Source organism: uncultured Roseobacter sp., from assembly GCF_947493125.1.
In the GTDB taxonomy this organism is placed as follows: domain Bacteria; phylum Pseudomonadota; class Alphaproteobacteria; order Rhodobacterales; family Rhodobacteraceae; genus Roseobacter.
Map to the genome: position 1 here is coordinate 1 of NZ_CANLQB010000007.1, position 21,414 is coordinate 21,414.

Annotated in this window: 15 protein-coding genes; 5 read left to right on the forward strand and 10 right to left on the reverse strand. The window is 60.1% G+C overall.

All coding sequences use genetic code 11. The features are described from left to right. Nucleotides 1–5,999, reverse strand: a 5,999-nt coding sequence (locus Q1A71_RS15510) for a Calx-beta domain-containing protein (protein ID WP_299678127.1), incomplete at its 3' end; no start/stop codon positions are given. A 1,605-nt stretch (nucleotides 6,000–7,604) separates the two neighbouring features. Here Q1A71_RS15510 and Q1A71_RS15515 point away from each other — a divergent pair. After that, nucleotides 7,605–7,985: a hypothetical protein gene (locus Q1A71_RS15515; RefSeq protein ID WP_299678130.1), complete on the forward strand. Its 381-nt coding sequence runs from the start codon at nucleotides 7,605–7,607 to the stop codon at nucleotides 7,983–7,985. 103 nt (nucleotides 7,986–8,088) lie between these two features. Here the strand turns inward: Q1A71_RS15515 and Q1A71_RS15520 are convergent, their stop codons facing one another. The 3 genes from Q1A71_RS15520 to Q1A71_RS15530 all read right to left on the reverse strand — a co-directional run bounded on the left by Q1A71_RS15520 (nucleotide 8,089) and on the right by Q1A71_RS15530 (nucleotide 13,265). Beyond that, the gene (locus tag Q1A71_RS15520; protein ID WP_299678133.1) at nucleotides 8,089–8,619 is read right to left on the reverse strand and encodes a J domain-containing protein; all 531 of its coding nucleotides are present in this window, start codon (nucleotides 8,617–8,619) and stop codon (nucleotides 8,089–8,091) included. A gap of 297 nt (nucleotides 8,620–8,916) precedes the next feature. After that, complete coding sequence (locus Q1A71_RS15525; RefSeq protein WP_299678136.1) at nucleotides 8,917–9,843, reverse strand: LysR family transcriptional regulator; 927 nt, start codon at nucleotides 9,841–9,843, stop codon at nucleotides 8,917–8,919. A 275-nt stretch (nucleotides 9,844–10,118) separates the two neighbouring features. Then, complete coding sequence (locus tag Q1A71_RS15530) at nucleotides 10,119–13,265, reverse strand: AAA family ATPase (RefSeq protein WP_299678139.1); 3,147 nt, start codon at nucleotides 13,263–13,265, stop codon at nucleotides 10,119–10,121. A 559-nt stretch (nucleotides 13,266–13,824) separates the two neighbouring features. Here Q1A71_RS15530 and Q1A71_RS15535 point away from each other — a divergent pair. Together Q1A71_RS15535 and Q1A71_RS15540 are read left to right on the forward strand one after the other, a co-directional pair. Beyond that, entirely contained in the window at nucleotides 13,825–14,706 is an 882-nt protein-coding gene (locus Q1A71_RS15535; RefSeq protein WP_299678142.1) for an NAD-dependent epimerase/dehydratase family protein, read from the forward strand. A 120-nt stretch (nucleotides 14,707–14,826) separates the two neighbouring features. Further along, entirely contained in the window at nucleotides 14,827–16,011 is a 1,185-nt protein-coding gene (locus Q1A71_RS15540) for an oxidoreductase (RefSeq protein WP_299678145.1), read from the forward strand. Nucleotides 16,012–16,573: 562 nt separating this feature from the next. On the opposite strand, the gene Q1A71_RS15545 is transcribed toward Q1A71_RS15540, so the two are convergent. The 5 genes from Q1A71_RS15545 to Q1A71_RS15565 all read right to left on the reverse strand — a co-directional run bounded on the left by Q1A71_RS15545 (nucleotide 16,574) and on the right by Q1A71_RS15565 (nucleotide 19,206). Continuing rightward, nucleotides 16,574–16,735 (reverse strand): hypothetical protein, encoded by a 162-nt coding sequence (locus Q1A71_RS15545; protein ID WP_299678147.1) that lies wholly within the window; start codon nucleotides 16,733–16,735, stop codon nucleotides 16,574–16,576. Nucleotides 16,736–16,978: 243 nt separating this feature from the next. Continuing rightward, nucleotides 16,979–17,404 carry a hypothetical protein gene (locus Q1A71_RS15550; protein WP_299678149.1) on the reverse strand — a complete coding sequence of 142 codons (426 nt, stop codon included), beginning with the start codon at nucleotides 17,402–17,404 and terminating at the stop codon, nucleotides 16,979–16,981. Then, on the reverse strand, nucleotides 17,401–17,703 hold the full coding sequence (locus Q1A71_RS15555; RefSeq protein ID WP_299678151.1) for a hypothetical protein: 303 nt from the start codon (nucleotides 17,701–17,703) through the stop codon (nucleotides 17,401–17,403). Before Q1A71_RS15555 ends, Q1A71_RS15550 begins: the two co-directional genes overlap by 4 nt. 393 nt (nucleotides 17,704–18,096) lie before the next feature. Then, nucleotides 18,097–18,396 carry a hypothetical protein gene (locus Q1A71_RS15560; RefSeq protein WP_299678153.1) on the reverse strand — a complete coding sequence of 100 codons (300 nt, stop codon included), beginning with the start codon at nucleotides 18,394–18,396 and terminating at the stop codon, nucleotides 18,097–18,099. 525 nt (nucleotides 18,397–18,921) lie between these two features. Next, nucleotides 18,922–19,206, reverse strand: a complete 285-nt coding sequence (locus Q1A71_RS15565; protein ID WP_299678155.1) for a DUF2312 domain-containing protein — start codon at nucleotides 19,204–19,206, stop codon at nucleotides 18,922–18,924. 131 nt (nucleotides 19,207–19,337) lie between these two features. On the opposite strand from Q1A71_RS15565, the gene Q1A71_RS15570 reads away from it, so the two are divergent. Next, nucleotides 19,338–19,577: a hypothetical protein gene (locus Q1A71_RS15570; RefSeq protein WP_299678157.1), complete on the forward strand. Its 240-nt coding sequence runs from the start codon at nucleotides 19,338–19,340 to the stop codon at nucleotides 19,575–19,577. Nucleotides 19,578–19,672: 95 nt separating this feature from the next. Continuing rightward, nucleotides 19,673–20,104, forward strand: a complete 432-nt coding sequence (locus Q1A71_RS15575; protein WP_299678159.1) for a TIGR01244 family sulfur transferase — start codon at nucleotides 19,673–19,675, stop codon at nucleotides 20,102–20,104. Nucleotides 20,105–20,123: 19 nt separating this feature from the next. Here the strand turns inward: Q1A71_RS15575 and Q1A71_RS15580 are convergent, their stop codons facing one another. Next, complete coding sequence (locus Q1A71_RS15580; RefSeq protein WP_299678163.1) at nucleotides 20,124–21,341, reverse strand: FliM/FliN family flagellar motor C-terminal domain-containing protein; 1,218 nt, start codon at nucleotides 21,339–21,341, stop codon at nucleotides 20,124–20,126. Nucleotides 21,342–21,414: the final 73 nt, after the last annotated feature.

Here is a 21,414-nt window from a genome sequence, read left to right on the forward strand (position 1 = left end):
GTGAACACGAAGCTGGTGGTGCCCGCGTCGCCCTCGGCCTGCGCCCCCGCATCCGCAATCGAGAGCGTCGGCAGCGGCGCGCTGTCGTCGTTCAGGATCGTCGCCGTGCCCGTGTCATCCGCAAGCGTCGCGTTGTCCGGCGCCGAGAGCACGACGCTGAACGCCTCGTCCCCCTCCACATCCAGATCGCCGGTCACATCCACGGTGATCACCGCCGTGTCCTCGCCCGCCGCAAAGCTCACCGTCCCCGACGGCAGCGCGCCGCCGAAGTCCGCCGCATCCGTGTCCCCCGCGACCACCGCATAGGCCGCCGTGCTCGCCGCGCTCAGATCGCCCGCGCGCGTCACCGTGAACACGAAGCTGGTGGTGCCCGCGTCGCCCTCGGCCTGCGCCCCCGCATCCGCAATCGAGAGCGTCGGCAGCGGCGCGCTGTCGTCGTTCAGGATCGTCGCCGTGCCCGTGTCATCCGCAAGCGTCGCGTTCGTTGGGCCGGAGAGTGTGACAACAAAGGTTTCGGCAGCTTCAAGATCGGTGTCGCCTGACACGTTCACGGTGATCGTGGCTGTATCTTCTCCGGCGGCGAAACTGACCGTCCCGGACGGGAAGGTTCCACCAAAGTCTGCTGCATCAGCGGTGCCTCCGGAAACCTGATAGGCTGCGGAGCTGGCTTGAGACAAATCACCTGTTCTTGTGACCGTGAACTCGAAGCCCGTGGTCCCCGCGTCCCCTTCAAACTGAGCGCCCGCATCTGAAATCGACAGAGTCGTATCGTCGTTCAGGATCGTCGCCACGGCCAGACCGTCCGCAATGGTCGCATTCTGGGGAGCAGACAGACTAACAAGGAATTGCTCGTCGCCTTCCAAATCAACGTCACCGGATACTTCGATGGTGATGACTGCCGTGTCTTCGCCCGCCGCAAAGCTCACCGTCCCCGACGGCAATGCGCCGCCGAAGTCCGCCGCATTCGCGCCGCTGCCAACCACAGCGTAGGCCGCAGAGCTGGCCTCCGACAGATCGCCCGAACGGGTTACGGTGAAATTGAAATCGGTTGTGCCGGTATCGCCTTCCTCTTGCGCCCCGGCATCCGCAATCGAGAGCGTCGGCAGCGGCGCGTCGTCGTTCAGGATCGTAGAGACACCCACGCCATCAATGATCCGAGCATTGGTGGGATTGGACAGCGTCACCACGAAGCTCTCATTGCTCTCGATGTCCGTGTCGCCCGTGACATCGATGGTGATCGTCGCGGTATCCTCGCCGGCGGCGAAGTTGACGGTTCCCGACGGGAAGGTTCCGCCGAAGTCGTCGGCGTTCGCACTCCCGCCGCTCACCACATAATCGGCGGAGCTTGCCTGGGTCAGGATGCCACTGCGCGTGACCGTAAACTCGAAGCTGGTTGTGCCCGTGTCACCCTCGGCCTGAGCTGTCGCATTCGAGAGCAGCAAGGCGGGCTCGAAAGGATCATCGTTTTCGATGGTCGCGGAAGCTGTCGATGTGGCGAGCGTCGCGCCTGTCGGTGCGGAGAGCTGCACAAAGAACAACTCGTTGTTCTCCGGGTCTACATCGCCGGTCACATCGATGGAAATGACGGCCGTGTCCTCTCCTGCCGCGAAGTCGACCGTGCCGCTTGGGATCACGCCGCCGAAGTCATCCGCATTGGTGCCATTGTTCAGCACGTTGAATGTCGACGAACTCGCGCCACTCAGATCCCCCGCGCGCGTGACCACGAACTCAAAGGTGGTCACTCCGGCATCGCCTTCGGGAAGTATCCCGGCACCGGCGATCGAGAGCGTCGGCAGGGGATCATCATCCAGGATCGTGCCGGTATTGGAGGCGCTGCCTGTGATTTCCGAATCGACCGGATTGGAGAGCGTCACTGTGAAGGTCTCATCGCCCTCCAACACCGTGTCGCCTTGAACCGGAATGGAGATGATCTGGCTGGTCTCACCGGCTGCAAAATTCACTGTCCCCGTGGGCAACACGCCGCCCACAAAATCACCAGCATCTGCAGTGATACCGCTCACAGCGAAGGATGCGCTGCTGGTGCCGGAAAGATCGGTGCCCGTGCGGGTTACGGTGAACTCGAAGACCGTTGTGCCGCTGTCACCTTCGGCAAGCGATGGCGACCCGGAGATCGTAAGCTGCGGCAGCCCCGGTTGCACAATGACGACGTCCTGATCGGCAAACCGCAGAATTTCAACGCGCGTCGTCGTGACCGTGCCGTCGAACCCGTTGGTGAAGCCATTATTATCCGTAACCGTGGTGTTCCCGGCCAGTTCGACAATCGTATAGTCGGCCCGGTTGCCCTGGAAGACAACGATATCGGTTCCGTCGCCCCCATCGAAGTCATTGTTCCGGGCGGCGCTGTTGAAGAGGTCGTTGCTGCTGCTGCCGGTGATGTTATCGAAGCCGGAGATATCATCGCCTTCGGCAAAGCCACCGCTGGCCGTACCGTTCAGCAGATCGACAGTGACGCCCGAGGTCGAAGCTTCATAGGACAAGCGATCTGCGCCGAAGTTTCCGTTTAAGTCTTCTGCCACCGAACTCGCGATGACCGTGTCGACAGCGCTCGATCCAAAGAACTCGAGCGTCACGTTGTTGCCATAGGTCCCGTTCGACAGATCGACGGTGACGGATTCAGTTGTGTTCCCGATCGTGCTGACCCGGAAGAACTCATTGTCGGCAAGGGTCAAGTTTGCAAGATCGACGACCTGACCATCAATATTGGTCAACTGCAGGAAACCACCGAATGCGGCCCCGTTTCCTGTCAGAGCAATCTCTCCAAGATTGGCAATCTGTGCCGCATCGATCCGCTGGTTGCCATTGTTGGCAAAGTTGGTGTTCTCGATGCCGGAGACTGTCGTGCCGGTCAGGTTGGCACTGGTCAGGTTCAACGTATCCGTGCCTGCACCGCCTTCGATGGCACCATTCGTGAAGGTGCTGGAGATGTTGATGGTGTCGTCATCTGCCCCGCCGTCGACGGACGTCCCCGAATTTGAGCTGGCGGTGATCGTGTCGTTCCCCGCGCCACCTTGCAGATCATTGGCACCGCTGAAGTCATCTATGAGGTCGTCGCCGAGGCCGCCGATCAAGGTATCATCGCCGGAACTTCCCGAAAGCTGGTCGTTGGCAGACCCGCCAGTCACGCGTTCGTTCGCAGCGCCACCGTTGTAGTCAATGAAGCTTGACCCATCGAAGGTTCCTGCGGAGAAATCCACTGTGAGCGAGGTGCCCGATGTGAAATTGCTGCTGACCGCAAGCTCTTCCGTACCGCTCAGCTCAAGATCGGAGAAATCCGCCGCATCTCCCGAGATACCGCGCAATTGAATGAACCCGCCGAAGGCCGACCCATTGTTGGTCAGGTTGATTGTCCCGAGGTTCTCGATCTGCACGGCGTCGATGAACAGCGTGCCGTTGTTGGCGAGGTTCGACCTCTCGACGTTGGCAAAGGTGGTGCCCGCCACGTTGGCACTGCTGAAATTCACCGTGTCGTTGCCTGCGCCACCGTCAACGGTTCCGTCCGTGAAGGTGCTTGCGATGTTTATTTCGTCATCGTCCGCGCCACCGTCAATGGTGGTGAAGGTATTGCCGCTGGCGGTAATGGTGTCGTCGCCGACCCCGCCTTGCAGGTCGTTGGTGCCGCTGGAATCATCGATCTGGTCGTCGCCAAGGCCCCCGATCAGCGTGTCGCTGCCACCGCTTCCGGACAGTTGGTCGTTCCCGGCCCCTCCGATGACAACCTCATCCGCGGATCCGCCGTTGTAGTCGATAAAGCTCGACCCACCAAATGCCGCCGCCGAGAAATCAGAGGTCAGGGTTGTTCCCGCGGCGAAGTTACTGCTGACCGTCAGCACTTCCGTACCGCTCAACACAAGGTTCGAGAAGTCGGCCGCATCACCAGACGTGCCGCGCAATTGAATGAACCCGCCGAAGGCTGATCCGGAATTGGTCAGGTTGATCGTTCCCAGGTTCGCGACCTGTACCGCATCGATGAACAGCGTGCCGTTATTGGCGAGGTTCGACGTCTCGATGCCCGAGAAGGTGGTACCCGTGACGTTGGCACTCGTGAGGTTCAGCGTATCCGTGCCCGAACCACCGTCGATCGTCGCATCCGTATAGGTACTGGCGATGTTGATCGTATCGTCATCAGCCCCTGCATCGATGGACCCGGTTGTATTCGAACTGCTATTGATCGTGTCGTTGCCCGCGCCGCCTTGCAGGTCGTTGGTGCCGCTGGTGTCCTCAATCAGGTCATCACCGAGGCCGCCGATCAGGGTGTCATTGCCGCCGCCCCCAGAGAGCTGGTCGTTCCCTGTTCCGCCGATGACAACCTCGTTCGCTGAGCCACCGTTGTAGTCAATGAAGCTTTGACCGCCGAACGTGGCTGCCGAGAAGTCCGATGTCAGCGACGTGCCTGCCGCGAAGTTGTTGGTAACCGTCAGCTCTTCCGTGCCGCTCAATGCAAGGTTTGAGAAATCCGCCGTGTCGCCGGAGGCACCGCGCAGCTGGATGAAGCCACCAAAGGAGGAGCCAGCGCCAGTCAGATTGATGCTGCCCAGGTTCGCAATCTGGACCGCGTCAATGAATTGGGTTCCGTTGTTGGCGAGATTGGTCGTCTCGATATTCGAGATGGTCGTCCCGGTCAGATTTGCACTGCTGAGGTTGAGTATGTCCGTACCCGCACCGCCGTCGATACTCGCATCGGTATAGGTACTTGAGACGTTGATCGTATCGTCATCTGACCCACCGTCGATGGAGCCGGTTGCATTCGAACTGCTGTTGATCGTGTCGTTGCCGCCGCCGCCTTGCAGATCGTTGGTGCCGCTGGTGTCCTCAATCAGGTCATCGCCAAGACCACCGATCAGCGTATCGTTGCCACCCCCACCGGAGATCTGATCGTTCCCCGTTCCGCCAGTCACGCTCTCATTTGCAGACCCGCCGTTGTAGTCGACGAAGCTGGACCCGCCGAAACTGGCTGCAGAGAAGTCCGATGTCAGCGACGTGCCTGCCGCGAAATTGCTGCTGACCGTCAGCTCTTCCGTACCGCTCAGCTCAAGATCGGAGAAATCAGCCACATCTCCCGAGACACCGCGCAATTGAATGAACCCGCCGAAGGCCGACCCGTTGTTGGTCAGGTTGATTGTCCCGAGGTTCTCGATCTGAACAGCATCGATGAACAGCGTGCCACTGTTAGCGAGGTTCGACCTCTCGATGTTGACAAAGGTGGTGCCCGTCACGTTGGCACTGCTGAAGTTCACCGTGTCGTTGCCTGCGCCACCGTCAACGGTTCCGTCAGTAAAGGTACCGCTGATGTTGATTTCGTCATCATCCGCGCCACCGTCGACGGTGGTGGCCGAGTTGTTGCTTACAGAGATCGTATCGTTGCCTGCCCCACCTTGCAGGTCGTTCGTACCGCTGGTGTCCTCAATCAGGTCATCGCCAAGGCCCCCGATCAAGGTGTCATTGCCGCCGGCACCGGAGAGCTGATCGTTCCCCGTTCCGCCGGTCACGCTCTCATTTGCAGACCCGCCGTTGTAGTCGACGAAGCTGGACCCGCCAAAAGTCGCGGCTGAAAAGTCAGATGTCAGAGTGGTTCCCACGCCGAAGTTGCTCGTAACCGTCAATTCTTCCGTGCCGCTCAAATCAAGGCCGGAGAAATCCGCCGTATCTCCCGAGTCCCCGCGCAACTGAATAGAGCCGCCGAAGGTCGATCCATTCCCGGTCAGCCCGATGGTGCCCAGATTCTCGATCTGCTGCGCCTCAATGACTTGCGTCCCGTTATTGGCCAGGTTTGTTGCTTCGATGCCTGAAATGGTGACATTTTCAAGATTGGAGCTGCTGAGGTTCAGCGTATCCGAGCCTCCGGCGCCATCAATAACTCCAGATGTCGTTCCTGAAAGCAGGAAGGTTCCCGACAAGGTGATGTCGTCGTCGTTTCCGCTGCCGATCAGTTCAGTCGTCAAGCCTGAAATGGCACGATCAGTGTTATCAAAATTTGCCATGATGAACCCCCGCTAAAAATCAATGGAGGTGTGAGATTTGCAAATAACGTTAAGTATCAAGAACTTAAATCGGCCAACAAAAGACCAACATTCGTACGATCCGCACCCCACACCTTTAAATTACCTCAAATAGGCAGAAAAACGCTCATCGTGTCAACGAAGAATAATGGGTCGGCCGACAATCCGCCAAACACGCCCACAACTCATGCTAGAAGAGGGCGTTGGATCCGCGATCCTCTGCTCCCTCACCGACCCAATGACCCGACCGTCCGGCGCGACGGCGCGCGGGCTGATGTTATTCAAGCCATCGAACCGGTTAATCGCACCGCGCTCAAACGGCCTCTTAACTGGGAACAATCGCAGGCCGGATCCGGCCCGGAGCAGACGCCCCAAAACAGGCGTTTCGTGCGACGGTGCGCTGCCGTATGGTTATGAGAATCCGCGAAAAGCCACTCGTTTGGGTTTGACGGATATTTCTACTTGGAAATCGCCACCGACACTTTTTGACTGAGCGACAGCATGACGCGCCAGACTGCGTTCGGGAGGGAAAGACAGGAGCGATCAGCCACCAGACACACATCATATTCGTCGGATTTATCGACGACACAACAATTCAAGTGAGATTTGAACTCAGCACAATCGCCGACGATGCACAAAGCGCCGATGTCCCCGCCGGCGTTTCACCGGACTACCAGGGTTTTGTGTACGAGAACGGATGGATCTGTCGCCAGACCGGCACCGACTGCCTATACTTGCAGGCCTACGATCAATACCGGTGGATCTGCTGATCGACCTCGGGCGGGGGGGGCCGCCTTTGGCAACCTCTACAACCCCTATGCGCCCTAAGGCTGAGGCAACACCGCCACCCGGCCCAGTCATTCCAGTGAGGTCATGGTGCGGCTGCACCACCTGACCGGGGATAACGCGCTTCCCAAGGTGATCCAAAGTGATCTGCAATACGCGCTTGGAGCCAGTCCACTCAACATGACTTACACAATGGGTTTGGACATGGTCCGCGAAGCCCAAGATATCCTGAACCTTGATGCCGAAACGCTCGGTTACGCGTCGGTTCCGGATATCACCGTTTATTGCGACTATGACATTCACTATTCGGATGGGATTTCTACCACGACATTGTCTATGCTGATGGATAGCCGCATGTGGGCCAAGCACCCGTTTCCGAAAGCTGGTAAGGCTCTAGCATCTACGTGCCGCCGACCGAATATACCGTGCAGCTGGACATCACTGATATCACCTATGCCGCAGGCTAGCTTGCCGCCAAACAGGAAGACGAAGCGCGGCCACCGACGGACAGCCCCGCGTTGAACAAACCGATACCACCGCCTGGCACAGCGTCATATTTGAACGGCCGATTTCGGATGCCTACGTCACTATGTGGCCTGGCTCCCAGCATCGCAGCCACCCATTTTCTGTCCGGACACGCAATGTGACAGAAGTCGGTTTCGAATTTCAGATCGACGAATAGGATTATCTTGATGGGACGCACCTCCTGCTTGATATCGGTTGAATGGCCGGAAGTGCCAGAGATCACATCCTTGACGCCGGCGGGCGGCATTCGGCATCGCCAAGGCAGCGGACAGGGGATTGGTCGCGCTCAATGACATGGGCGGCGATGTCTTGGTCTTTGGTCAAACCGATGAACAGCCAGCGGAGGCCGCGACCCACCGCCTGTTCGACCTCGGCGCAGACGGCTTCGGCTTCGCCTTTGCACGGGCGGAAGCCGCCTCAGGGCTGGCGCCTGATGAGGCATTCTCCTGGGTTGCGATCAAACGAGATGACGCCGGAGCTGAGATGGGATCTCTTGACCTGACCCTTAGCCGGACGAGCTTCAAAGGTGACGCCGAAGCAGCCCTATTCGCAGGCATGCAAACCTTTAGTGGCAAGGATACAGTGACGCTCCGCTACGAGATGTGGGGCAACGGCACCCCGCCTCTCGCAAATACCGACGAACCCTCAAAGGTCTGAAACTGAAACACAAAACAGAGGAGGTTGCCTAATGCGGTGGGATCTCAGCGTGTTCGACTTGGGCTGCCCGGCATCTGGAGCCTGTTCCACCCGGACAACCGTATCAGGCCGGATAGGCGAGTACTGTGACGTCTATCTTCGGTTCCGGCTGCGTGCCGCTGATCCGCTCCAGAACCGTGCGATAAGACGCAGCCGCCAGACGGATCAAGGCGAGTTCCGCCCTCGGGAATTCGTCCGCGTCGCTTGCGAAGGCCGTTGGGTGCGTGACGGATGTCTTTGAGCGCTCGCGGTGCACGGTCTGCGCGGCGTCGGCCTCTGCGGCAGATGCTTTGGCGCGGCGCGCCGTCTCGCGGGCTCGCGCGATGTTTTCAGCAGCCTTGGCTCGGCGCACACTCTCCCAGTCCGGCTGGCGCGTCACCTTCGATTTTGCTTTGGTCTGCAGACGGATGTGGGCCACGAGTGTGTCCACCGCGGCATTGATCCGCGCCATATGGCGGGAGGCGCGATCCATGTCGGTGCAGCGATCAGGGTGATACTTCAGCGCAAGCGACCGGCGGGCGAGGCGCACCTCCTCGAGCGTCGCGTCGACGGTGAGCCCGAGAACCCGTGCCGCATGCTCTGGTGTTGCTGCCATTTGTTCCGCTCCAGATCCTGAACACCATGTTTAACAGGATCTGATCATACTGCAGAAAATTTGAAACGAATACGTCCACATCTGTTGATGGTTAACGCAGGCGTCACTCCAACAACTTGAATTCTTTCAGAAAATTACAATCAGATGTTGCTCCTGCACCGACGGCCGAACCAAGATCCCCGAGGCAGAGCACGGCATTTGGTTAATATACGTCAGATCTGCAAGCTCGCGCGTTGACACGAACAGGCTCGTCTGTCGGTAGTTCATCCACCTTCACAGAGAAACCAAAGGCGGCCTTCAGGCACAGATCTTGCGCGCAGCCGCTCCATCTTCGAATTTTGATACCACACCTTGGTCGACAGCGACGGAAGAGGCCCCGAAGATGCCTTCGGTCCTCTCTCGGAGCCACCGAATGGCTGTTTGCACACGCAAGGTCTGCACCGTGTCTGGATGCGCATGCAGATGAAGCACACGCGTGATCTCGTAGTCCGGATCCTGAATGCGCTTCAGTGCAGGATCGCCCTCCGCCAGACACATTGGCAACAGCCCTTTGCCAATCCCCCCTGCCACGGCGGTTCTGACCAGCCGGGCGTCATTCGCCGTCAACTGCACGCTGTCATCCGGTTTGCGCATCTTTTCCAGGAACTTGGCTGGCGCGCGGCGGGTGGCACTGTCGTCCATCATTGAAACCCAGGGCAAATCATCGTGGTTTGTGCCGCGGGGCGCATAGACCGCAAAAGGCACCTCCACCAGCTTGATGGCAAACTCACCCATTTGCGGTGGCTCCTCGAACCAAAGCGAAATGGTCGCCGCGGTCCACATGGACACCGTCGGAGGCCCCGAAGAAAGCCTCAGCGACATCTGCGGATGTGCCTTGGTGAACGGCGGAAGGAACTGATTTGCCAACTGCTCAAGCACCCAATGATCGCCCATGATCTGCAACTGACCAACCGGGCCTGAGTCCGGTGCGGCCGCCACCTCTGCGATGGTCTCGGCACGACGCTCGATCTCCATCGCATGCACGATCAGCTTTTCGCCAATCTCAGTGGGCAGGATGCCGGTCTTCGATCTCAGGAACAAGGTCGTGCCAAGCGCGGCTTCCAGCGCAGACAAGCGTCGCCCCGCAGTCGATTGGTCGATCCCCAACATCACCGAGGCCCGCGTAAGTGACCCCGACCGGACGATCGCCAGCAGTATCCGCAGATCGTCCCAATTCAAGTTCATGACCCGATACCTTTCCGTCACACCCAAGGCAGCGCACCGCCGTGATGTTGCAGATCCTTCGCCAGCCCTGGCCCGCCAAATGACATATCGGGCACGCATCCGGCGAAGGCGGACGGAGGGGAGACACAGAAAACAACACAAGGCGCGCCAGCGCCAATTGCTCAATCCAAACACCCGGGCGTCATGCGCGCCAAGGCCTGTGGAAGTGTTTTCAAAAAGCGGGCGATAAATCCTGACAGAGTTCTGACCAAACCCTGACGCAAGCGCTTGCGGCCTTAGCGGGATAGTCTCTGCGCCGGCAAGAGCGGGATGGTCATGCCAAAGGATCGCGCAAGACGCGTGGCCTGTTCTGCATGCGCGCGGGCAGCCTCTTCCGCACCGGCCTTGCGATGGAGCATCGACAACGTCGTATGAATGCGCGGCACGAAGAACATGTCCTCCGCCCGGCCTGCGCATTCAAGTGCATGGGCAGCCGTCGCGCAGCCCTCTTCGAGCTGACCCGCAACCAAATGCGCTTCGGCTTTGAGGCCGTACCAGTTGGCCAACTGCACGCGGGCACCGGTCGCCTCGAAGACAGAGAGGCCCTCGTCAAACGCGGAAAATGCGGCATCCATGTGCCGGGTCTGGCTCAAGGCCCAACCCCGCATGACAAGCCCGGTTCCGAGCCAGAAGTCGAACCCGTGCTCGCGGCTGAGCACCACCGCACGGTCCGCCAACGCCAAGCACCCTTCCGCGTCTTGCATGAACATGCAGGGTTCGGCGCAGAGCGCATGATGGATGGCTTCGGCGAACGGGTTTTCGAAGGTCTGGCTGAGCCGTTGCGCCAACGCGATAAACCTCCGTGCCTCCTCACACTGACCGCCGAGGCTGGTGGCCCAAGCGGCGTAGGACGCACAAGCGACCGCCGCGTTCTGCGAGGGCAAAGTCGCGGGGGGCGCATGCTCGACCGACCGGAGCCCGGCGGTCAAATGTGCAAGCGCCGGTGTGATGGCCCCCTTGTGCACCAGCACCTGCCCCACGCTGGCTTCCGCCTGCAGCTTGCGCGCCGGATCTTTGGCTGTCACCTCACTCTCGGCGAGCCGGCGCGCGAAGTTCAGTGACTCCGTCAATTGCCCACGGACCCAGGTGTGGATCCACAAACCCACAAGAATGCGGACGTCCGCTTTCTGGTTGCCGATGTCACCGTTCAGGACACGGGCGCGGCGATATGCTTCGCCGACCTCAACCGCACCATAGCCCCGCAGCGCTCCCAACGTCGATGCGAGACACAGCTGGAGGTCGAGCTCCTGACGGCTCGTGTCGCCCAAACCCGGCTCAATCAGCTGCAGGCCGTTGCGGGCAAAGACAACCGCTTCCTGACGCGCGGAGCGCCGCAGAGCATCGCGGCTTGCCTTGATCCAGTAATCCAAGGCGGCATCCTTCTGCCCAGCCTCCTGATGATGCCATGCCAAGGTCTCGGGACGTGCCTGCCCTGCGAAATCCGCGCTCTCCAACAGCTGCGCAATCTCGCGATGCAGCCGCTGTCGTTCGTCCGGCGCCACGGTGGCATAGGCCGTGTCCTGAATCAGCATATGGCGAAAACTGTATCCGTCCGCCTCCACCTGCAGAAAGCCTGCACGCATCAGGTGATCGAGCGCGGCGTCCACGGCGCCCGTTTCCAGCCCGGTGAGTGCTTCGATCAGGCTTTGCCGTGCGGGCGGTCCGATCACGGCGATGATATAGATCAGCACCCGATGCTGGACCTCCAGCGCTCCGATCCGCACCGCGATAACGGCCTGCACCGTATCGGGAAGGTCGGTTGACCGATCCGAACCCACATGCGCAGCCAGGGCCAGCTCTTCAATGAAAAATGGATTGCCCGCAGCCCGCTGCACCAAACGCTCTGCGGTCTCTCGGGCCAGTGGCTGCTCTTCCGTGTTCTGGTGCAGGAGCCTGAGACTGTCGGCATGTCCGAGAGGCGAAAGCTGCAACACACCTTCGGCCAAAGGCGGCGTCTCTGTCGGACGTGTGGTCATCAGCACCATTAATCGCTTGGCGTCAATTTCGCGTACGATCGCGTCGAGAAACATCTGCGAAGTTGCGTCGATCCAATGTGTGTCCTCAATCACGATGACGATAGGATGCTGATCGCTGGAGGCCTTCAGCATCCGATTGACGAGCGCATAGCTTCGCGACCGGTGCTGGTGGTCGGACAGCGCCTTTAGGGCGGGGTCCTTTTCCGGCGGGTCCTCGTGGAGCTCCCGCAGCAGCGCGGCATCAATGTGATCGCGGACCGCGCCCTCAGGCGCCTGCGGGAAGAGGGTACGGCAGAGGTCGACGATGGGCGCGCCCGGCGAATTGCACAGCCCCGGCAAACAATGCAACGTCACATGTCGACAAGACGTCTGCTCCAAACCCGCGAGGAATTCCGACACCAGCCGGGTCTTGCCAATGCCGGCGGGTCCGGAGAGCGCGAGCGCCTGTCCATTGCCCGCAATCATCAGTTCAAGATTGCGGTTGAGAAATCCAAGCTCAGCACTCCGACCGACAAAGCTGGCGGGAGTTTTCCGCGGTCGCGCGGGCACGCCAGCCTGCATCTCCGCCATTCGGATCAGCCGATACCCGGTCGATGCGGCGACGCTTTCGACTTCATCTCCCAACTGATCTTTTGTGGCCCCACTGATCAGAATTTCACCAGGAGCAGCGGTCTCGGCGATGCGGGTGGCGGCCCGTTCAATCTCGCCTGGGGCCACCCACACTTCGGCCATATCCCCAGACCGAAGATCACCCGCGCCGCTATGCAAACCCATGCTCAAGCTGAGAGCAGAGCCATCCCGCGAGAGCAGTTTGGCAAGCGTCTTGAGCTCCAACGCGCAATGAGCGGCGCGCCGAGCGCCGTCTTCGTAGACTGTCTCCAGTCCGAAGGAGACGGTAAAGCCCTCAAGCATCATCCGCAAAAGACTGCCTTCATAGCGCTCAACGATCTGTTTGGCAGGCTCGAGGGCATCCGCGAGATCGAATTGGGCTTTGCCGTTATCCTGCGCCGCCGGCCTATTCAGCCGGACGCAAAGAGCCGTGATAAATCGTTGTTCGCGCACGGAAACCGCTGGCCGCGCCTCTTCCTGCGGTGCATGGTCCACCCGCACGACATCGGCGACGAAACGAAACCCAAGCCCATGATATGTCTTCAGCACCTCAGGTGTCGCACCCGTGGCCACAACAGCCTTGCGGATCAGACTTACGGTCTTCTGAAGCGCGGCTTCGGACACCTGCGCCGACCAAAAAGCATCCAGCAGTTCCGCTTTTGCAACCATTCGGTCGCGATGCTCCACAAGGTAGCACAAGACATCAAATGCTTTGGGCGTGAGCGCGACAGGCTGATCCTGTTCTCGCAATTCGCGCCGATCCGTGTCGAGTTCATAAGTCAAGAACTGGAAAATCATCGGTCAAGCAGCCATTCGGGACCAGACGGGTTCTACCAGAGATATCCGCACCAAGACAGCCCTGCCCGCCGACCTCAAACGCTCTCGCAGTCGGTCTGTTTCCTAGGGCACTGGCCATGGCGAAGGTTGATTGCGCATCCGCAGCGGGGCCACGCCCCGCTGGCGGGTTTCATCCATGGCCTCGACGGATACATCGGCATTGAATTCGGCCATGGTAAACACTTATAAGTCAATGACTTGAAGGAGTCCCCTCTTGGATCGGGACAAGTCTCCGGGGCATGTGGCCGGAACCTGTGCCGGAGCTGAGCCGTGGTTGCACGCGTGGCAGGCGGATTGAATGGAGCCTCTACAACCCCGACCAACGCCTCATAAAATCTCACATGGCCGGTATAAACCCTGTTGATCGGCGCCTTGAAAACTTGCGAAAGGCGGCCCGCAACACATTGTTTCTGTTTGGGTCATTCGCAGCACCTCGACGCTCAACTGCACCTGTCCACTGAATTGACCACTGCCCCGGAACCACTCTAGCTTCACGTTGGGAAATGAGGGGATGAAGCGCATGGCGAATGTCTTTGCAACAGGGGCAACCGGCTCCATAGGCACCGCTGTGTTGCGCGCCCTTGTGGCGCGTGGCCACAACGTGACCGCGCTGACCCGGTCGCAGTCGGCTCGGCAAAAGGTCGCCTCTGCTGGCGCCTGTCCTTATGCCGGAGATCTGCGGGCACCAGACGACTGGGCGCGCAAGGCCGTCACCCATGACGCCATCGTGCATCTCGCCAGCACGCTGGACGACGATATGGCAGACGCAGACGACCGCACCGTTGCGGCGCTGCTCGACGCCGCAAAGCGTGTCACACACAGACCTCGGCTGATCTATACGGGCGGCTGCTGGCTCTATGGTGCCACCGGAGAGATCGTCGCGGATGAAGAGCATCCTTTCGATCCGCTGCCCGCGTTTGCCTGGATGACCCGAAATGCCAAACGGTTGCTTGCGACCGCAGCATTCTCCACCGCGGTGATCCACCCAGCCATCGTATATCACGAGGCGGGCGGCGCTTTTGACAGCTTCATCAGAGCCGCGCGGCAAAAACAGGCCATCGAGATATGGGGCCATGGAGACACACGTTGGCCCCTTATCCACCGCCGAGATCTGGCGGACATCTATTGCACCATGGTGCAAAGGCCGGACCTGATCGGTCATTTCAACGCAGTCGCTGAAGAAGGCGTACGGGTGCGCCTTATCGCGGATCATATCGCCGAGCACTTCGGGACATCGAAGCCGCATCGCATTCTCGCCAGCGACGTCTTGATTGCGGAGCATGGCGATTGGGCGCTTGGCCCCACACTCGACCAACAGATGAGCGGCGACAAGCTGAGAAGGCTGCTGGGATGGACACCCGCCATCCCGGACTTTCGCAAGGCCGATTTGCTCAGCAATTGAGATGTGCGGCGCGGACGTGATCGCGCGTGAACTCATGGGTTCAGGGCCAGCGGGTGGCCAAACCAGTGCGATTGCGGCACTCAGGTCGCAGAACGCCAGACCGGGCAAGGGAGATCCTCTATGACTGTCGACCCTCTGTTCCAACCGCTGGATCTGCCATGCGGCGTGACGCTGAAAAACCGGCTGGTCAAGGCGGCCATGTCCGACGCCCTTGGAAATGGTTGCGGTCTGCCGACCCTTGCGCAGGAACGGCTCTACGCCACCTGGGCGCGGGGCGGCATCGCGGCAAGCATCGTTGGCGAAGTTCAGGGCTCGGCGCATTTTCCTGAAAACCCTGGCAACCTGATATTGCAACCAAAGACGGCGCCGCGCTTCAAAGCGCTGGCCAGCGCCGGAGGGACCAATGGCTCGGCGCTTTGGCTTCAGCTGGGGCACGCGGGTGCCCTCGCCCATCTGGACATCAGCCATCCGGCTGGTCCAAGCGCCATCGATGTGCCTGGCCTGCGCTGCGCGGCGCTGTCTTTACAGGAGGTCCGCAGGCTGCCCGATCAGTTTGCGCGCACGGCCGCGCTCGCTCGGGACAGCGGATTCGGTGGTGTTGAGATCCATGCCGCTCATGGTTTTCTGCTCAGCCAGTTTCTTTCACCGCTTTTCAACAGGCGCCACGACGCCTACGGCGGTTCGGCTGCTGCGCGCCGACGGATTGTGCTGGAGGTCGTGGACGCCGTGCGGGATGCCGTCGGGCCGAAGTTCCCCGTCGCTATAAAGATCAACGCCTCCGATCTTCTTGACGGCGGGTTGACCGAACCCGAGGCCTTGGCTCTGGTCGATGAATTAGAGGCCTCACCCATCGACATGATCGAGATCAGCGGCGGGACGTACTTTCCCGGCGCAGCCTCCTCCTCGGACGGCAGCGGCAGCGGGCCTTACTTCGCTGCCTTTGCGAAGGAGGCGCGCCGACGGACCCAGCGCCCGCTCATGCTGACGGGTGGAGTGAAAACACTCGGCCAGGCCCTTGATCTGCTGACGTCCGGTGATGTTGACGCCATTGGTCTTGCGCGCGCACTGGTGCTGTATCCGGACCTGCCGCGCCTCTGGCAGACCAACGAGATGACCGCGCCCACCTTTCCGCGGCTGACATCCAACGCAGCTGGTGCGGTCACGGCGTGGTATACCATGCGGATCGCGGCGATCGCGGCCGGGGCGCAAGCGACATTCGACATGGATGCTTCGGATGCGCTTGCCACCGTAAAAGCGCGAGAGGTTGAGAATGCAATGCGCTGGACGCAGCAGTTCTCTGACTAAGGGCAAACAAGCATCGAGGACGCCGCGAAGACGATCCCTCGTGGCGCGTAAGTCTCGGAATTGGAACCTGTCTTCCTGAGCCATACCAAACTCAATAACGGCAGATCGTACTTCGCCGCGGGCGTGGGCTCGTTCGTCGATCTCCGCGTGGATCATCTTGCCGCTTGTTTGCAAACGCCGTAGCATCGACAATTTTGAACAAGGCGATCCCCCGATACTCCATCTCGTTAAAGTCAGCGTCATACCTGTGGGCAGTAAGAAGACTGTCCTTATGCCGATGGAAAACCCAAAGCAGGTTGTCGGGGTCCGCGCCAAACTCCTCGTCATAGCCAAAGAGCGGGTGGACCTAGTGCGGATCAAAGGCGAGCCGATCCCGTTCGAGATCAAGCCAATAGATGGCGTCATAGCCGTTGCCTATCGGTGCCATGGAGGTCGTGTGTCGCGATCATTGTCCTATTTTTGGCATTTCTGCACGTCTTTCCGAACGGGTCTTGGAAACCGGTCATTTTGGTCAATCATCTTGGTGATGCGGTCGACCCGCCCTTCGTGTTGCCCGAACACATCAAAAAACGAACTCGTCTTTTCCACTCAGGTTGAGGCCGCCAAGCGGGTTCTCTTCTTCCGGTACACCGCCATCCGGAGCGCGCGTTCTGGGCGCCACATCAACGATGGAGAGGTCTTCGATCTTCGCCTGCAGGTCGTTCTCATCGACACTGCGGAACACGGAGATAAGCTGCCAACCGGCGTCTTGGGCCTATGCGGACATAAGGTGCCGTTGCCGACCATCAGAAATTGGGTCAGATCATCAAGCGTGGTGCCTTTGGTCGCAAAGACCTTCAGAAAACCAGGGCCTAACTGCAGAACATCGCTATAGAAGTCGAAATCAGCGATGTGGTAGAAACCAACTGCGCCCGCTTCCCAGGCGACAATGCCGTCGCCCTTGCGGATACGGATCTCATTGGTCCCCTCACCTCAAATCAGCAGGACATTGCCGCAACCACCACGGACAACGTCGCCCCTTCACCGCCGTCCAATGTGACATGGCCACAGCTGCCTTTGTGTACATCCGCACCATTGCTGCATCTGATGTCTTCATTGCCGGTTCCGCCACCGACGGAGCCGTCGCCCCAAGGGTCATCCGCTCCAGCGTTGCCCAGTATCGTGTCGGCGCATCCTGCCCATAGGCCGTATCGTCCTCGGCGCCTAGCAGAAGAGCGTCGCCGCCGCTGCTGCCGTAAGCCAGCTCATCGCATGCGCCGATCACTGGGGCGCCCTCAATGCCGTTGCGTGTGTCCTCGCCCAGTACACCAGAGGGCTCACCAAGATCCGGCAGCATTTCGACAAAGCCGCCCGTATCATAAACCGCAGTGCCGAAGCCGGTGCCACCGTTCAACTCATCATTGCCAACGCGTCTCCCGTACAGTTGTTGCCGCCGACTTTCAGCGTATCGTCGCGCTCATCGCCGTGCCGTTCGTCGTGCTCCGCTAACACCCAAAAGACGGAGTCGTTCTTACTGCCTCCGCAAAGGTCATCGGAGACATCGTCGCCCAACAGTGTGTCGGCACCCGAACCCCCATACATCACGGCTTTCTCGTCATCACCGCTCATCCGGTCACCGCCATGATCGCCGTGCACGGTATCGGCGCCATCACCACTGGAAAGCACGTGCGCGCGCCGTTTAGGTGATGTCATCACTTCCCAGACCCCTGACGACATTTTCAATCGTATCGTAGTGCTCACGCGCGTCATATTCGGTGGAGATCGGCTGACCGGTTTTCGGAGTTTGAGCGGGTAGCTCTGGCAGTGAATCTCTCCCCATCCGAGATGCAGGTAGACGGAGACGTCATAATCCGGTCACCCATAGTTCACGGTATCCACCCCGGTTCCACCGAAGTAATAGCGGTCATAAAGGTGGCATGCATAGACATCGTTGTCCTGACCCTAGGTCTGGTAAGTCGTGTCGTTGCCGCCGTGACCGAAAACCTCCCGAATCCAAGTGTGGTCGATGTACTCCGGATGGGCATTGATATCGATGTGGTCGTCCTGAGTAGTGTGACGGTGGACGGCAGAGCGCGTTGGCGTTGCTCATCTTGTCCCGATGCTCTGCGTCGAGCGCGTGATACTTGTTATGGTGAACTGTGGGACGCATGTTTGATTCAGCCGCACTGATCCCACGCCTTGCGCGAGATCCGGTGTTTTGACGCGGCGCATCGGGTCTGCTTCTTGATTGGGGGACGTGAAAGTGCCGAGTTGTTCGCTCATTTGGTCGGTGCGCTGGCAGGGCGCGATGAGCGCCACCTGATGGTCCTTAGAGGCGACACGACTTGGCCGCGCCATTGCGACATCACGCTTCATGCCCTGACGGGTGCCGGTCTTCACCAGCACTTGGACCCTCCAATCCTCACACTCTGCAGTGTCGCGCATCGTATGGCGGCGCAGTCTGCGAGATCGTCTTGAATACGACGGAACACCGCAGACACGAACTTTCGAGTTCATGATGTGCTTGGCGGAGAACCTTCGCAAACCCCGAACCAACGCAAGCAGACCCTGCCGCGATGAAGCTCAGAGGATAGTAACAGTTCTCAGGTGCTTGAACGACCAACCAATTTTTCTGAGCCGTAGGCCGACGCCGCGTGGCCGCGCGACCGGATCACGGGTGATCAAGATGCGGCACCACGCAATCCGAGCTTAAGCACGTCGCAACTCAACGGGTCTCGTAAAGAAGGGAACACATTGCAACATCCGGGGTCGCCGGTGCGGCATTCGGTCAGACGCGTGTGAACCAGTCGCATTGCTTGCACCCGCCACGATCGCTTCGCTTGTGCGTAGACCGCCCGAGATTATGCCGGTCGCGCCACTGGATCATGTCCTTTTGTCGCAGACCGTCCGACTTCGACGGACCCGGCGCGCCTACATGCCAAGCGCCTGTTTGTACATCTCCAATACCGCCTCTTCCTCGGCGATATCGTCCGCATCGCGTTTGCGAAGCGCGATCACCTTGCGCATGACCTTGGTGTCGTAGCCACGCGCCTTGGCCTCTGCCATCACCTCTTTCTGCTGCTCGGCAAGATCCTTCTTCTCCGCATCCAACCGCTCGATCCGCTCGACGAACTGACGCAGCTCGTTCGCGGTCACGCGGTATGTTGCATCCCCCTCTGCGTCCTGACCGGCTGGATCGGTGGCGGTGTCACTCATGGGAATCTCCTGAAACTGGCGGTCTGATCATCGCCGCTCTGCGTAGCCGTCCCAGGCACGGCCTGCAAGCTGCTTTGGTGCCAGCCGCCACCCGGCTTGCGCTCCGCCAACGGATTGGGTAGCTGCAAACCATGGAAGCGGCCGAACACTCTATTTTTGATCTGCTGATTTGGGGAGGCGCCTCTCTGTCGTTTATCGGGCTTCTCGGTCTGGTGTGGTGCATCGTCTATGTGGCCCGCGCCCGCGGATCAAAGCTGTCGGATGACGAGATGCGCGGGCGGTTGCGGCGGGCGCTGCCGATGAACCTTGGATCGCTGTTTCTGTCGGTGATTGGACTGATGCTCGTGATCCTTGGCATATTCCTCGCCTGAAATCCGTTCACATCAGCGGCAGCAATCGTCTGAAACGCCGGGTTCAAGTTGAACCGATCTGGACAGCCGGAGGGCCATTGCCTAGAGCTTTGGACATGGATATGCGACAGATCACACCGAGCTTCTTTGCGGCGCCTCAGATCGGCCCCGAAGATATGCAGACCATCGCTGCGGCAGGCATCCGCCGTATTCTGTGCAATCGGCCGGATATGGAAGTGCCGCCCAGCCACCAATGCGCCGCGATGCAGCGTGCAGCGGAAGCCGCGGGACTGGAGTTCGCCGTGCAACCGCTCACACACCAGACCATGACACCGGACGTCATTGCCGCGAACCATGCGTTAATAGATGCGTGCGAGGGCCCGGTGCTGGCCTACTGCGCCTCCGGGACGCGCTCGACAATTGCCTGGGCGCTGGCCGCCGCCCGAGAAATGCCGGTGGACGAGGTGATCGCCGCGGCGGCCGATGGCGGGTATGATTTGCGAAGTCTGCAACCGACCCTGGTCGCAATTTCGAAACTGCCGCTCTAGCGCCGCTTAGCCGCGCATATCAGGCCGTCTTCAAATCGGACAGCCCAGGGATCGGCGGCAAGCCATCTTCGCTGTCGGCATCAGGCAAATCCGGAAGATCCGGCAAATCGGGAAGATCACCACCGCCACCGGCATCCGGCAAGTCTGGTAGATCAAGCAAGGCCCCCGCCTCCTGCCCCTCGTCAAGATCGGGCAAGTCAGGCAGATCGGGAAGATCAGGGAGGTCCGGAAGGTCCGGCAGATCATCCGGCAAGGCGAGCGTCTGATCGGGGTCCGCATCGGCGACCAGTTGTGGCGCGGCTCCGGCCATCTGTACTTCTGGAGCATCGAAGTCCTGCCGACCTTCAGCTGTCCGCTTCGAATGCGACGAGCTGGACGCAATGCTGCAGAGTTGAACCGCGCGCTGGCCCTCCAACTGACCCATTGCACCACGGCTGATCGTACGACCATCGACCGTCTTTATCTCGACGGTGTCGAACGCGTCGGGCCGCAACGCCAACTCGTCTCCCGGTTTGAGGCTCTCCAGCCGCGAAAGAGGCATTCGCACGCGGCCAAGGATTGCTGTCAGGTCCGCCTTCACGTCCATCATGGTCTGGTCGAGGGTCACCGGCGCGGCGACCACAGCCCCTTCGTCCATCTGGCTTTCCGTCATGATGACATGCTGCTCGAGAACGGGAAGGATCAGGGTAAGGCCCGACTGGAACGCACCGCCAGCGATATCCAAGGTGAGCTTGAACAGCCGGTACTCGGTCGCATCGAGCGCCAGACCAAAGAGCCGCGTGTTTTCCACACGTGCACCGAACTTGTGCAATGACAAAAGGCGGCGGTCCTCATCGTTTTCCAGCAAGCCATGTGCCCGCTGAAACAGCGCGTCAACGAGCGGTGCGCAAAGTGCAGCATCTGTGGAGGTGAGCGGCCGCGGTTCTGGTGCGGCGTCGGTCACTTTGCCAGTGGTCTGCTGCTGGATCATGGCACCCACCAGTTCGGGGCCCACCATCGCACCGCCCGCAGCGCCGGTCGGGCCATCAAGCAGCATCAAAAGAGCGGAGTCGTCGAGCTTTTCTGCAATCGCGTCGCCCTCGCAGGTCTCCTGTGTGATGCCGATCACCACCAACGCCATGTCGAAGATTTCGTCGGCGATCTTGGCTACGCTCACGCGCAAGGCTTTTGGCACGGTCATTGCCCGTGCCTGATGTTCCTGCTTTCCTGCCTGCGCCTTGCGCTGCAAAACTGACATCGACAGCCCTTGTCACGATCACCGGCACCTCGCCCGCGCGCCCGGTCCTACCTCGCAGGGCATAGCGGCGAAT